The organism is Nocardia sp. NPDC003183 (genome assembly GCF_053590715.1).
This window is the reverse complement of sequence record NZ_JBSFTG010000002.1, coordinates 412,143-425,801: the sequence shown is the minus strand read 5'-3', so window position 1 is coordinate 425,801 and position 13,659 is coordinate 412,143. Positions and strand designations below refer to the sequence as shown.

Genomic DNA, 13,659 nt, shown 5'->3' with positions numbered 1-13,659 from the left:
CGCCCATTCGCCGGGCGCCGCTGCGCGCGGGCCCCGAGGATCGAGTCGCGACCAGGTCGGATACCGTTTATCAGCCAGAATCGCCACGCAGACAGGACGCCGGAGATGGACGACAGTTCCCTGATCTGGGACGACGGTGCGCTCGTCACCATCGACCAGCGCGGACTGCCGCACGAGGTGCGGCAACTGCGCCTGCGCACCGTCGACGAGATCATCGAGGCGATCACCACCCTCGCCATTCGCGGCGCTCCGGCGATCGGGATCGCGGGCGCGTTCGGCGTGGTCATCGCCACCAGGGCGCACACTCACGGCGGCTCGGTGGACTCGCCGAGTCATTCGCCCGGCGAGGCAGGTGGTCGCGCCGGTGACGTGGTCGACGTGGCGGCTGTGCAGGCCGAGGCCGACCGGATCGCCGCGGCCCGGCCGACCGCTGTCAACCTGGCATGGGCGGTCGACCGGGTGCGAGCCCGGATCGCCGAGGGCGCCGACGCGGTGCTGGCCGAGACCCTCGACATGCTCGCCGAGGACGGGCGGGTCAACCTGGCCGCCGCCACCCACGCCGCCGATCTGGTGCAACGCCTGTGCGGTGGGCAGCCGCTGCGCTTGCTCACCCACTGCAATACCGGGCGCCTGGCCACCAGCGCGGTGGGGACCGCGATCGGCGCCTTGCGGGTGCTGCACGAGCGCGGCGCCGTCGCGGACGTGATCGTCGACGAGACCCGCCCGCTGCTGCAGGGCGCGCGGCTCACCGCGTGGGAACTGGCCGAGGCGGGCATTCCACATCGCCTGACCATCGACTCCGCCGCCGCCTGGGCGATGGCGACCGGTCAGGTCGACGCCGTGCTGGTCGGCGCGGACCGGATCACCGCCAACGGCGACGTCGCCAACAAGATCGGCACCTTCACTCTGGCGCTGGCCGCCCGCCACCACGGCATTCCGTTCATCGTGGTCGCGCCGGAGTCCACCCGCGACACCGCGATGGCGACCGGCGCGCAGATCGTGGTGGAACAGCGGGCCGCGGCCGAGGTCACCGGATTCGGTGGCGTCGCCACCGCACCGACGGACACCGCGGTATTCAACCCCGCCTTCGATGTGACACCCACCGACCTCGTCACCGCCGTGGTCACGGAAAACGGTGTGGTCTACCGCAATTCGGATTCCTTCGACGAGCAGGGCCGGGCGATCGCCACGGACGGACCCGGCAGCGGATCGCGGATCGCGGATCGCGACGATCCGTCGGACGCCGGGAGCACCGTGGCTTTCACCGAACAAGGCCTGGCGATCGCCGGCACCGCGCGTCAGCTCTATGGCCGGGGGTGGATGCCGGGGACGGCCGGCAACATCTCGGTGCGGATCGAGGCGCCCACGTCACCATCGGGGCCCGTGGCGGCCGGCGCTGCCCTCGACAGCCTCGGCACATGGCCCGCGTTGCTCATCACCGCCAGCGGATTGTCCAAAGGTGAACTGAGCGCCGACGATTGCGTGCTCGTCGGGATCTCGGACACCACCGCGCATTCGGGCCAGAGCCGGAAACCGTCCGCGGAGACCAGCATTCACACCGCCGTGTACCGCACCCGCCCCGCAGGCGCGGTCGTGCACGTGCATTCCCCTTTCGCCACCGCGCTGGCAACCACTGCCGCGCGACCCGGCGAGACGGTGACCCCGTTGCGGATCAGCGGTTTCGAGCTGCTCAAGGGGTTCGGCCTCGCGGACCCGTCGACTGTGGTGGTCCCGGTGTTCGCGAACTGGCCCGATGTAGCACGGATCGGCGCCGACATCGAGCTCCACCTCCGCGAAAACCCCTCTGCGCCACCGATTCTGTTCATCACCGGGCACGGGATCACCACCTGGGGTGACACTCTTGCCCAGGCGCGCGATCGCGCCGAATGCCTGGAAGCCCTGTGCGAGTTGATCGCCCGCACCGGACGAACCGACGCCACGCCCCTCGAGATCGGACCGACATGACCCTGCTGCAAGTGATGGCCGCCGACAACGCCGCCGACGTCCGGGTGCGCACCACCGACCCCACCGAGATCGGCGCCGAGCTCGCTCAGCACGGCATCGCGTACTCGCACTGGGAGGTGCTCGCCGACGCCGCCGCCACGGACTCCGATACCCTGCTCGCCCACTACGGCCCGCAGATCGCCGAACTCAACGCCTCGGGCCGCTACCAGCACATCGATGTCGCCCGCATCCACCCGGACGCCGACAACCCGGAGTGGCCTGCCACGGCCGCCGGTGCGCGCGCGAAGTTCCTCGACGAGCACCGCCACGCCGAGGACGAGGTGCGCTTCTTCGCCGCGGGCCGTGGCTGCTTCTACCTGCACGTGGGCGACGCGGTGCTCGCGACCGTCTGCGAAGCGGGCGACCTGCTCTCGGTCCCCGCGGGCACGCTGCACTGGTTCGACATGGGCACCACCCCCGACTTCATCGCCCTGCGCTTCTTCGAGGAGGCCGACGGCTGGGTGGGCGACTTCACCGGCGACAAGATCAGCGCGGGCTTCCCGACGCTCGACGAACTGCTCGCGTGACCCGCGCGATCGTCCTCGACATCGAGGGCACCACCAGCCCCACCGACGCGGTCCGCACCGACCTCTACGGCTACACCTCCGCTCACCTGCCCGCCTGGCTGTCCGAGAACACCGATGGCACAGCCGAATCGGTGCTCACCGCGACCCGCGAGCTCGCCGGTGAACCCGATGCGGGGCCCGACCGCGTCGCCGAGATCCTGCGCGGCTGGCTGGAATCCGACGTCAAAGCCGAGCCGCTCAAGACAGCACAGGGCGCGATCTGCGCCCAGGGCTTCCGCGCGGGCGCACTGCGCGGCCGCTTCTTCGGCGATGTGGCACCCGCCTTGAAAGCATGGCACGCCAACGGCTGCCAGCTCTTCGTCTACTCCTCGGGATCCGAACGCAACCAACGCGATTGGTTCACCTTCGCCGACGCGGGCGATCTGTCCGGCCTCATCACCGACCACTTCGACCTGGTGACCGCGGGCCCCAAACGCGCACCCGCCTCCTACGAATCCATCGCCGACCGCATCGGGGTCCCCCCACAGGACATTCTGTTCCTCTCCGACCACCCGGACGAACTCGACGCCGCCGTCGCCGCGGGCTGGCAAGTCGTCGGCGTACACCGCCCCGACGAGCCCAACCCCGCACGCCCACCCCACCGCTGGGTGAGTTCCTTCGCTGACATAGATCCACAGCTCCCGACCGACTAGTCGGCATACACGGTGCGCTGCCGGCATTTGTTCCCGCCGGAAATCTGGCACCGCCTACGCGAGCTCGGCGTCACCGTCGTCGAGCGCTGACTCAGCCGACCTGAGCTCGAAGCGCCCCTAACGACCCCCGCTGCACCGCCCCGAACACCCGTCGCGCGTGGACCGCGACCGGACTGGTCGACCATGGTGCCAGCGTGGTGGTGAACATCAGTTCGCACCAGGACAGGGCGGGGATCTCGCCGGCGGCGAGGGTGGCGATGAGGGAGAGTTCGGTGTCGTGGCCGAGCCAGGCCGCGACCAGCCAGGAGGCATCGAGGCGGCCGAGGAATTCCTCGGCGTCCTCGGGCGGGCCATGGGGGGTGTCGACGGCGAGGTGGACGACGGCGGCGATGGCGTGGCGCATCTTGGCATCCATGCCGATAGCGTCGTGCAGCAGCAGACTTTCCAGTGCCGAGCGCAGTTCCATCGAGGGATCGAGTGCTAGTTCGTGCATGACGAGCCTTTCCTGTGGTTCGGTCTGCTGGTCGAGGCCGCCGGTGATCGCCCGAAGTGCCGGAATCGTCTGTGGCGTTTCCGGATCGACCAGACCGGTCAACGGCTCCGACGACCAGTCGAGCCTGCCGAACGCCTGGCACCAGTCCAGTGCCGGATTGTCGTCGGTGACAACCAGATCCAGTGCGAGCCCGGCCATCGACGCGGTGCAGGCCAGGGTGATGGCGTCGAGCCCCTCTTCGCTGACCGCCAGGTGCAACGTCACCTTCTCGACCCCGGTGTCCTCGCGTGCTCGCCCCGCGAGCCAGATCGCGCGGCCCGCGGCCCCCATCGTGGCCGCTAGTTGGTCGCCGCGCGGATGGTCGGCGTCGGCGTCGATGAACGGGCCGTACCAGATCGCCCTGCCCTCCGCATCGCAGACCGCGAATGTCGCCGAGACACTGTCGCCCGCGGCGGCCAGACTTATATGAGCGTCCAGCCCCTGCTCCGTCACCCTCATCAAAATCCCCATTTTCCGATTCGAGCCGAATATCGGTACGCCCCCTATCCAATCGGCCATGAACACACATGTCCACAGGGCGCGCACAAATATTTGTCCCCGGTGAGGTACATACACTCGCCAGTGAATTCACAGGACCGGCGCTACCCCGGACGGGAGTACCGCATTCAGTCCGCAACCAGGCGAAAACGACCGGATGGCTTGTATGTTTCGACAATGCCCTTCGTACACTCCGATTCTGTGAACGTCCATTTCCGCACCGATGCCGTCCACGGGCCGACGCTGCTGCTGGCCCATGGATTCCTCATGGACGAATCGATGTTCGACGCGATCCGGAAAGTCTTGGCGCACACCGATATCAATGTCGTGGCCTGGGATGCCCGGGGTCACGGCCGCACCGGATACGGCGACGACCCGCGCTTCGACTACTGGGATCTGGCCACCGACGGCCTGCGTGTTCTCGACGCGCTGGGCATCGAGCACGCGATTGTCGGCGGCATGAGCCAGGGCGGATACACCGCATTGCGAATGGCTTTGCTGGCTCCCGAACGCGTGACCGGACTGGCACTGCTCGATACCGAGGCCGACGCGTGCACCAGGGACGAGGAAACCTATTACGAGAACTTCTTCGACGAATGGTGTGGGGCGGGTCCATTGCGGCCGCTGGCCGAAGACCTCGCACCACGATTGATCGGCGGCACCGACCCGCAGATCTGGCAGACCTGGATCACCCGCTGGCTGGCCGGCGATCGCAGCGCCATTCGCCCGGCGGCAGACTGCCTGATCGGCCGCGATTCGGTCCATGGGCGGCTCGGGGAGATCACCGTGCCCGCGCTCGTGCTGCGCGGCGAACACGACCACAACAGCACCGCGGACAAGTGCGCGCGGTTGGCGGCCGGGCTGTCGGGGGCGGGCGAGGTACGCACGGTGGCAGGCGCGGGACACGGCTGCGCGCTGACCCATCCCGAGCAGGTCGCCGCGGCGCTGGCCGGACTGGTCACGGCCTGCACCCCGTACGCCGTCGAGTCGGTGGCGGCCGCCGGGATCTAACGGTCGGGACCGCGAACACCCAGGTAGTACTGAATGCGGCCGGGGTAGGCGACGGAGTCGAGCCGGAACAGCTGGACGTCGACGGTGTAGTTCTCGCCGGTGTGCAGATCGCACAGCCGCATGGCGGTGTGCTCGCGGCCGTAGACGGTGTCGCCATCGTCCCAGATGCGGCGGAAGTCTCGATACTGCGCCAATTCGTCGAGCAGTTCGGTGGCCCAGTCGCCGCCGCCCTGCTGGCCGATCAGACCGCGCAGCCAGTGCACGGTGAGCGTGGACTCCGTCTCCCATTCGACCATTACTTTGCGCGACAACGGGTTGCCGAAGAACCAGCGCAGAATATTGACGTCCTCGACCAGTCCGGGAAACGCGCGATCATAGGATTCGTTGACCGCCAGCACGTTCCAGCGGGTGTCGACGTACGCCGCGAGATCGGGTTCCTGGAGCGCCAATGTTCGGCGCATCTCGGTGCTGATCTCGGCTCGCAGATCCTCGACGGTCGGGTTGTCGACCGGGGCGAGCCCGGCAAGATCGAAAAGATGCCTGCGCTCGATATCGGTCACCGGCGCGATCCGGTCGAGGTAGCGCACGAGCGCCTCGATCACCGCGTGCGTGGGCCGGTCCCGGTCCCCACTCTCCAAATGGGTGATGTAACTGGAGCTGACTCCCGCCGCGAAGGCGAGCTTTTCCCTCGAAATCCGCCGATCGTCGCGAAGTCGCCGCAGCAACCCGCCGAGCGTCGGCGGTTTCGGCGGCCCGTCAGGCCCGTCGAACGATGGCTTCGGTATCACCCCAACCCTCCCTGTCTGCACGGGCTCATCCTGGATGACTATTCAACCTCGAGCCAACCGCCGACCGGAAAAGATGCCGTTTCTTTATATTGGCGCCCCGTCATTTGGGTAGTTACCGGCGGGCAACTGTGCGCGTGGTCACGAAACGCGGTGTGCCGAACCGAATTAAAAGGATTCTGATTCGTTCCGTTCAGCAGTGCTATAAGATTCCGCACCGCTCGACCACGACCGTCACGATCCCCACCCCGCCTCCGACCGGACGGCCCCGGTCACCGCGGATCGCCCCGGAAACGCCTCCCGCCGAGCGCGGCGCCCGTAGGGCACCGGTGGATTCAGCCGCCACCGTCGACCGTCCCGAGCACCGCGTCGAGGTGGGCCCGACCCGGCCATAGTTGTGTGTGGCGTCACATCAGCGCTGTTCAGCGGGCACACCGGGTGTGTAAACAAATGTAAACCGCGGGAGAACCAGTCGTTTCCGAAGCATCACCGCCCGCCTGTCGACGCACCCCCCGATCACCGCGTTCGGCCAGCTCGCGGCCCGTTCACCCTGGTGAGCCCTCGATCGCGGGCGTCGTCGCGAACCTCCCCCGTGACCACGACATTGCGCCGACCTCACAGCTCACCGCGGCCCGAATCCGGATGTGAAAAGTTCGTTTTGCCGAAGGAGCCTGCCTCCTTACAGTTTTCCCCAACAGCCCGATTTCACAGCTCGAAGGGGGCGTCGTGGTTAATTCGCGCACGCAAGGTCCGTCGCCCGCCGATTTCGGCGACACATTGCTGAACCTCGGTAAGTATTTCCAGCGGGGCGAGGTATCGCCCGACAACCGGTCCGTCTACAAGGTCGGTGGTCGCGATGCCGACGAGTTCTACCGCGACCGCTGGTCGCACGACAAGGTGGTGCGCTCCACCCACGGCGTGAACTGCACCGGCTCGTGCTCCTGGAAGATCTACGTCAAGGACGGCGTGATCACCTGGGAGTCCCAGCAGACCGACTACCCGTCGGTGGGTTCGGACAAGCCCGAGTACGAGCCGCGCGGCTGCCCCCGTGGCGCCTCCTTCTCCTGGTACACCTACTCCCCGGCCCGCGTGCGCTACCCGTATGTGCGTGGCACACTGCTCGACCTGTACCGCAAGGCCAAGGCCGAGCTCAAGGACCCGGTGCTGGCGTGGGAGTCCATCGTCGAGGACCCGGCCAAGGCCAAGGCCTACAAGACCGCGCGCGGCAAGGGTGGTTTCGTCCGCGCCGAATGGTGGGAAGCCGCCGAAATCGCCGCCGCCGCGCATGTTTACACGATCAAGCAGTACGGCCCCGACCGGGTGGCCGGCTTCTCGCCGATCCCGGCGATGTCGATGGTCAGCCATGCCACGGGCGCGCGCTTCGTGTCGCTGATCGGCGGCTACATGCTGTCGTTCTACGACTGGTACGCCGACCTGCCGGTGGCCTCGCCGCAGGTCTTCGGTGACCAGACCGACGTGCCGGAGTCGGCCGACTGGTTCGACGCGGGCTACCTCATCATGTGGGGCTCCAACGTCCCGGTGACCCGAACCCCCGACGCGCACTACATGACCGAGGCGCGCTACCGCGGCCAGAAGGTCGTGGTGGTCTCCCCCGACTACGCCGACAACACCAAGTTCGCCGACGAATGGGTGGCCGCGCGGCCCGGTACCGATGCCGCGCTGGCGATGTCGATGGGCCACGTGGTGCTCAAGGAGTTCTTCATCGAGAAGCAGACTCCGATGTTCACCGACTACATCAAGTCCTTCACCGATCTGCCGTACCTGATCTGCCTCGACGAGGCGGCGGATCAGGACGGCGCCCTTCCCGGCAAGTTCCTCACCGCCGCCGATCTCGGGCATACCGGCGAAGGCGTCGAACACAAGCCGGTCCTGCTCGACCAGGCGGGCAACCCGGTGGTGCCCAACGGCTCGCTGGGGCACCGCTTCGGCGAGGGCGACGCGGGCAAGTGGAACCTCGACCTCGAGGGTGTCGACCCACTGCTCACGCTGCTCGGTCATTCCGACGACGCACCGGCCACGATCGCGCTGCCGCGTTTCGACACCGACGTCGCCGGGTCGATCATTCGTGGGGTTCCGACGAAGATCGTCGCGGGCAAGCGCGTCACCACGGTCTTCGACCTGCTGCTCGCCCAGTACGGTGTCGGCCGCGACGGTCTGCCGGGCGAGTGGGCGAAGGGTTATGACGACGCCGAGTCGCCGTACACCCCGGCCTGGCAGGAGGCCATCACCGGCGTTCCCGCCGTGCAGGCCGCTCGCATCGGCCGCGAATTCGCCGACAACGCCGAACGTTCCGGCGGTCGCTCGATGATCCTGATGGGCGCGGGCACCAACCACTGGTTCCACTCCGATCAGATCTACCGCGCCTTCTTCACCCTGACGCTGCTCACCGGCTGTCAGGGTAAGAACGGTGGTGGCTGGGCCCACTACGTCGGCCAGGAGAAGTGCCGTCCCGTCACCGGTTGGGCCACTTTGGCGTCGGCGAGTGACTGGCAGCGCCCGCCGCGTCAGATGCAGGGCACCGTGTTCTGGTACCTCACCAATGATCAGTGGCGCTACGACCCGTTCACCTCGGACTCGTTCGCCTCGCCGCTGGGCAAGGGCAAGTTCGCCGGTCGCACCGCGGCCGACAACATCGCCCTGGCGAGTCGTCTCGGCTGGATGCCCAGCTACCCGACGTTCAACCGCAACCCCCTCGACCTCGCCGACGAGGCTGCCGAAGCGGGCAAGACCCCCGCCGAGCACGTCGTCGACGGTTTGAAATCCGGCGACCTGCGCTTCGCCTGTGAGGACCCCGACGCACCGGAGAACTTCCCGCGCGTGCTCACCGTGTGGCGCGCGAACCTGCTCGGTTCCTCGGGCAAGGGCAACGAGTACTTCCAGAAGCATCTGCTCGGCTGCGGCTCCAACCTGCAGACCACCGACGCGACCGGGGTGCGCCCGCAGGAACTGGAATGGCGCGAGGAAGGCGCCGAGGGCAAGCTGGATCTGCTGCTCGCACTGGACTTCCGGATGACCAGCACCACGCTGTTCGCCGACATCGTGCTCCCCGCCGCCACCTGGTACGAGAAGCACGACCTGTCCTCGACCGACATGCACCCGTTCGTGCACGCGTTCTCCCCCGCCATCTCCCCGCCGTGGGAGGCCAAGACCGACTTCGAGGCGTTCCACCGGATCGCGCGTGGTTTCTCCTGGCTGGCCGAGAAGCACCTCGGCACCCGCAAGGACATCGTCGCGGTGCCGTTGCAGCACGACTCCCCCGATGCGCTCGCGCAGGCCGGCGGCAAGGTGCTGGACTGGAAAGCCGGTGAGTGCGAACCGATTCCGGGCAAGACCATGCCCAAGATCGTGGAGATCGAACGCGACTACACCAAGATCGCGGAGAAGCTGGCCGCGCTCGGGCCGCTGGTGGAGAAGCTCGGTCTGACGACCAAGGGCGTCACCACCTTCCCCGAGGAAGAAGTGGCGTACCTGGCCGGACAGAACGGCACCATCGTCTCCGGCATCGCCGCGGGCAGGCCGTCGCTGGCCAAGGACACCCACGCCGCCGAGGCCATCCTGTCGCTGTCGGGCACCACCAACGGCCGCCTGGCCGTCGAAGGATTCGAGGCGCTCGAGCGGCGTACCGGCACCGAACTGGTCGACCTCGCGAAAGAGGCCGAGGGCAAGCGGATCACCTTCGCCGACACCCAGGCTCGCCCGGTGCCGGTGATCACCTCGGCGGAATGGTCGGGCTCGGAATCCGGGGGACGCCGGTACTCGCCGTTCACCATCAACGTCGAGCGGCACAAGCCGTGGCACACCCTCACCGGTCGCCAGCACTTCTACCTCGACCACGACTGGATGATCGAACTCGGCGAGCAACTGCCGATCTTCCGTCCACCGCTCGACATGTCGGCGCTGTTCGCGGAGCCGAGCATCGGCAACGTGAGCGGCAACGGACTGACGGTGCGGTACCTGACCCCGCACTCCAAGTGGTCGATCCACTCCGCCTACCAGGACAACCTGCACATGCTGACGCTCTCGCGCGGCGGTCAGACGATCTGGATGTCGGACGTCGACGCCAAGAAGATCGGGGTGGCCGACAACGACTGGATCGAGGCGATCAACCGCAACGGCGTGGTCGTGGCCCGCGCGATCGTCTCGCACCGCATGCCCGAGGGCACGATCTTCATGTACCACGCCCAGGACCGCGCGGTCGACGTGCCGCGCATCGAAGGCGCCGAGGACACCACCAAGGAGGCCAAGGGCAAGCGCGGCGGTATCCACAACGCGCTCACCCGGGTGCTGATCAAGCCCTCGCACCTGATCGGCGGCTACGCCCAGCAGTCGTTCGCCCTGAACTACCACGGCCCCACCGGAAACCAGCGTGACGAAGTAACCACGATCCGTCGCCGCAACCAGAACGTGGAGTACTGACATGCGCGTAATGGCACAGCTCGCCATGGTCATGAACCTGGACAAGTGCATCGGCTGCCACACCTGTTCGGTCACCTGCAAGCAGGCGTGGACCAACCGTGGCGGTACCGAGTACGTCTGGTTCAACAATGTGGAAACCCGGCCGGGACAGGGTTATCCGCGCCAGTACGAGGACCAGGAGAAGTGGAAGGGCGGCTGGACGCTCAACAAGCGCGGCAAGCTGACCCTGAAGTCGGGCTCGCGGTTCAAGCGCCTGATGAACATCTTCGCCAACCCGGATCTGCCCACGGTCGCCGACTACTACGAGCCGTGGAGCTACGACTACGACAACCTGCTGTCGTCGCCGCCCATGGACACCACCCCGGTGGCGCGGCCCAAGTCGCTGATCACCGGTGAGGACACCAAGGTCACCTGGGGCGCGAACTGGGACGACGATCTGGGTTCGGGTCCGGAGCAGGTCGCCAAGGACCCCTTGCTCGGCAAGCTCGAGACCAAGGTGAAACTGGAGTTCGAAGAGACCTTCATGTTCTACCTGCCGCGCATCTGCGAGCACTGCCTGAACCCCTCGTGCGCCGCGTCGTGCCCCTCGGGCGCGATCTACAAGCGCGAGGAAGACGGCATCGTGCTCGTCGACCAGGACAAGTGCCGTGGTTGGCGCCAGTGCATCACCGGCTGCCCGTACAAGAAGATCTACTTCAACCACAAGACGGGCAAGGCGGAGAAGTGCACCTTCTGCTACCCGCGCGTGGAGGTCGGCATCCCGACCGTGTGCTCGGAGACCTGCGTCGGGCGGCTGCGCTACATCGGCGTGATGCTCTACGACGCCGACGCGGTGCTCGAAGCGGCCCAGGTCACCGATCCGCAGGACCTCTACACCTCGCAGCTGGGCGTGTTCCTCAACCCGCACGACCCGCGCGTGATCGCCGAAGCCGAGAAGGCCGGGATCTCCCCGGAATGGATTCAGGCCGCCCAGGATTCGCCGGTCTACAAGCTGATCGTGGACTACCAGCTGGCGCTGCCGCTGCATCCGGAATACCGCACCATGCCGATGGTCTGGTACGTGCCGCCGCTGTCGCCGGTGGTGGACGTGCTCAGCGAGACCGGCCACGACGGCGAGGACGCGGGCAACCTGTTCGGCGCCATCGACGCGCTGCGCATCCCGATCGAGTACCTGGCCGAGCTGTTCACCGCCGGTGAGATCGGCCCGGTGCGCTCGTCGCTGCAACGGCTGGCCGGGATGCGGGCGTTCATGCGGTCGGTCAACCTCGGCGAGGAACCCGAGGCCGGTATCGCGCCGTCGATCGGGCTCGAGCCCGAGGAGATCGAGGCCATGTACCGGCTGCTCGCCATCGCCAAGTACGAGCACCGGTACGTGATCCCGATGGGCGCGACATCCAAGGCGCACGAACTGGATTCGCTGGCCACCGGGTGCAGTCTCGACACCGACGGCGGACCGGGCATGACCGCGTTCGACCAGGTCGTCGAGAAGTTCTCGCTCTCCGACACCAATCAGGCCGCGCCAGAGGAGAAGTCGGGCCGGATCAACCTGCTCAACTGGGACGGGCGCAGCACCAGTGGACTCGTGCCGACCACGAACGGCAACGGGGGTACCGGCAACGGCGCCGGTAACGGCAACGGCAGCAACGGCGCTGCCGTCGCCGACTCGCCCGTGAGCGGTGTCGCGCCATGAGTCTGCTCTCCATCCGCAAACGGCCCGAACCGGTGACGGCGATGCCCGAGCACGACCGCAGGGTCGTGTGGCGGCTGGCCGCGCTGCTGCTGGACTACCCGGGCGAGCAGACCTTCGCGATGCTCGACCAATTGTCCGGCGCCGCAGCGCAATTGCCCGACGAGGTGCAGGCGCACTTCGCCGCGCTGCTGGCCTATCTGCGCGATACCCCGGCGATCGAGGTGGCGCAGAGCTACGTCGAGACCTTCGACATGCGCCGCCGCGCCAGCCTGCACCTGACGTTCTACGCCTTCGGCGACACCCGCAAACGCGGCATGGCACTGCTGCGGTTCAAGCACGCCTACCGCCAGGCCGGGGTGGAACTCGGCGACGAGGAACTGCCCGACCACCTGCCGGTGCTGCTGGAATTCGCCGCCACCATCGACCCGATCGGCGGCGAACGCCTGCTCGGCGAGCACGTCCCGGTCATGGAGCTGCTGCGACTGTCGCTGGGCGACAACAACTCTCCCTACAGCGGCGTCCTCGCCGCGGTGCTCACCACCTTGCCGCCGGTGACCACCGCCGACCGCAGGCGCATCGCCGAACTCGCCGCCCAGGGTCCGCCCGAGGAAGAGGTCGGCCTAGAACCCTTCGCCATGGACCCCGCCCTCTTCGAAGCAACAGAAGGCCGCCGATGAACGCAACCATCCCCCTGCCCGAAGGCCTGTGGCTGATCCTGCCCTATATCGCGGCGACGTCCTTTGTGCTGGGCCATGTCTGGCGCTACCGCTTCGACCAGTTCGGCTGGACCACCCGGTCCTCGCAGATCTATGAGTCCAAGCTGCTGCAACTGGGCAGCCCGCTGTTCCACTTCGGCATGCTCGGGGTGTTCGGCGGGCACGTGATGGGTCTGCTGATTCCCGAATCCTGGACCTCGGCGATCGGCATCTCCGAGCACGCCTACCACATCGTCGCGGTCGGCGCGGGGTCGATCGCGGGCCTGATGGTCGTGCTCGGCGTGGCCATCCTGTGCTACCGCCGCATCGCCATCCCCGCCGTGCGCAAGAACACCAGCCGCAACGACGTCATGATGTACACGCTGCTGACCTTGGCCCTGGTCACCGGGCTGCTCAATACCTGGGGTTCCAACCTGCTGTGGGGCACCTACAACTACCGCACCACGGTCTCCCCCTGGTTCCGCAGGCTGTTCTCGATCAACCCCGAACCGGGTCTGATGGTCGGCGTCCCCTGGACCTTCCAACTCCACGGCCTCGTCGTTCTCGCACTGATCGCGGCGTGGCCCTACACCCGGCTGGTCCACATGTTCAGCGCCCCCATCGGCTACCTCACCCGCCCCTACATCGTCTACCGCCGCAAGGAAGTGGACACCAAGGACAAGACCCGCTTCGCGAAGGCTTGGGACGCCCCGGTCACACCCGACCGCTGGTAGTTCACAGTGCCCGTGTCACCGGCCCGCCCGCTCTCCACGCAGGCGGGCCGTTTG

At 67.4% G+C, this 13,659-nt stretch carries 10 protein-coding genes; 8 read left to right on the top strand and 2 right to left on the bottom strand.

Annotated elements, in window-relative coordinates; all coding sequences use genetic code 11:
* The first annotated feature begins 105 nt into the window (after positions 1-105).
* Genes mtnA through mtnC form a run of 3 tightly spaced genes read left to right on the top strand, consistent with a single transcriptional unit; the run spans position 106 to position 3,223 of the window.
* A complete protein-coding gene (gene mtnA, locus ACWDXS_RS09795; protein ID WP_449964068.1) occupies positions 106-1,965 on the top strand; it encodes an S-methyl-5-thioribose-1-phosphate isomerase in 1,860 nt (619 codons plus the stop codon).
* Positions 1,962-2,531 carry a 1,2-dihydroxy-3-keto-5-methylthiopentene dioxygenase gene (locus tag ACWDXS_RS09790; RefSeq protein ID WP_387447073.1) on the top strand — a complete coding sequence of 190 codons (570 nt, stop codon included), beginning with the start codon at positions 1,962-1,964 and terminating at the stop codon, positions 2,529-2,531. The genes mtnA and ACWDXS_RS09790 overlap by 4 nt, the downstream gene beginning before the upstream one ends.
* A complete protein-coding gene (mtnC, locus tag ACWDXS_RS09785) occupies positions 2,528-3,223 on the top strand; it encodes an acireductone synthase (RefSeq protein ID WP_449964065.1) in 696 nt (231 codons plus the stop codon). The genes ACWDXS_RS09790 and mtnC overlap by 4 nt, the downstream gene beginning before the upstream one ends.
* 91 nt (positions 3,224-3,314) lie before the next feature.
* Here mtnC and ACWDXS_RS09780 read toward each other — a convergent pair whose 3' ends face one another.
* A complete protein-coding gene (locus ACWDXS_RS09780; protein ID WP_378991309.1) occupies positions 3,315-4,214 on the bottom strand; it encodes a hypothetical protein in 900 nt (299 codons plus the stop codon).
* Between the two features lie 240 nt (positions 4,215-4,454).
* Between ACWDXS_RS09780 and ACWDXS_RS09775 the strand changes: the two genes are divergently transcribed.
* Positions 4,455-5,264 carry an alpha/beta fold hydrolase gene (locus ACWDXS_RS09775; RefSeq protein ID WP_378991308.1) on the top strand — a complete coding sequence of 270 codons (810 nt, stop codon included), beginning with the start codon at positions 4,455-4,457 and terminating at the stop codon, positions 5,262-5,264.
* Here the strand turns inward: ACWDXS_RS09775 and ACWDXS_RS09770 are convergent.
* Positions 5,261-6,052 carry a helix-turn-helix transcriptional regulator gene (locus ACWDXS_RS09770; RefSeq protein WP_378991307.1) on the bottom strand — a complete coding sequence of 264 codons (792 nt, stop codon included), beginning with the start codon at positions 6,050-6,052 and terminating at the stop codon, positions 5,261-5,263. The genes ACWDXS_RS09775 and ACWDXS_RS09770 overlap by 4 nt on opposite strands.
* Positions 6,053-6,775: 723 nt before the next feature.
* Between ACWDXS_RS09770 and ACWDXS_RS09765 the strand changes: the two genes are divergently transcribed.
* From ACWDXS_RS09765 to narI, 4 genes are read left to right on the top strand one after another with little or no spacing between them, the layout of a single operon-like run.
* The gene (locus ACWDXS_RS09765; protein WP_449964061.1) at positions 6,776-10,486 is read left to right on the top strand and encodes a nitrate reductase subunit alpha; all 3,711 of its coding nucleotides are present in this window, start codon (positions 6,776-6,778) and stop codon (positions 10,484-10,486) included.
* Between the two features lie 10 nt (positions 10,487-10,496).
* Positions 10,497-12,176, top strand: a complete 1,680-nt coding sequence (narH, locus tag ACWDXS_RS09760) for a nitrate reductase subunit beta (protein ID WP_378991622.1) — start codon at positions 10,497-10,499, stop codon at positions 12,174-12,176.
* Positions 12,173-12,853 carry a nitrate reductase molybdenum cofactor assembly chaperone gene (narJ, locus tag ACWDXS_RS09755; protein ID WP_378991305.1) on the top strand — a complete coding sequence of 227 codons (681 nt, stop codon included), beginning with the start codon at positions 12,173-12,175 and terminating at the stop codon, positions 12,851-12,853. The genes narH and narJ overlap by 4 nt, the downstream gene beginning before the upstream one ends.
* Positions 12,850-13,605 carry a respiratory nitrate reductase subunit gamma gene (narI, locus tag ACWDXS_RS09750; protein WP_449964057.1) on the top strand — a complete coding sequence of 252 codons (756 nt, stop codon included), beginning with the start codon at positions 12,850-12,852 and terminating at the stop codon, positions 13,603-13,605. The genes narJ and narI overlap by 4 nt, the downstream gene beginning before the upstream one ends.
* Positions 13,606-13,659 lie beyond the last annotated feature (54 nt).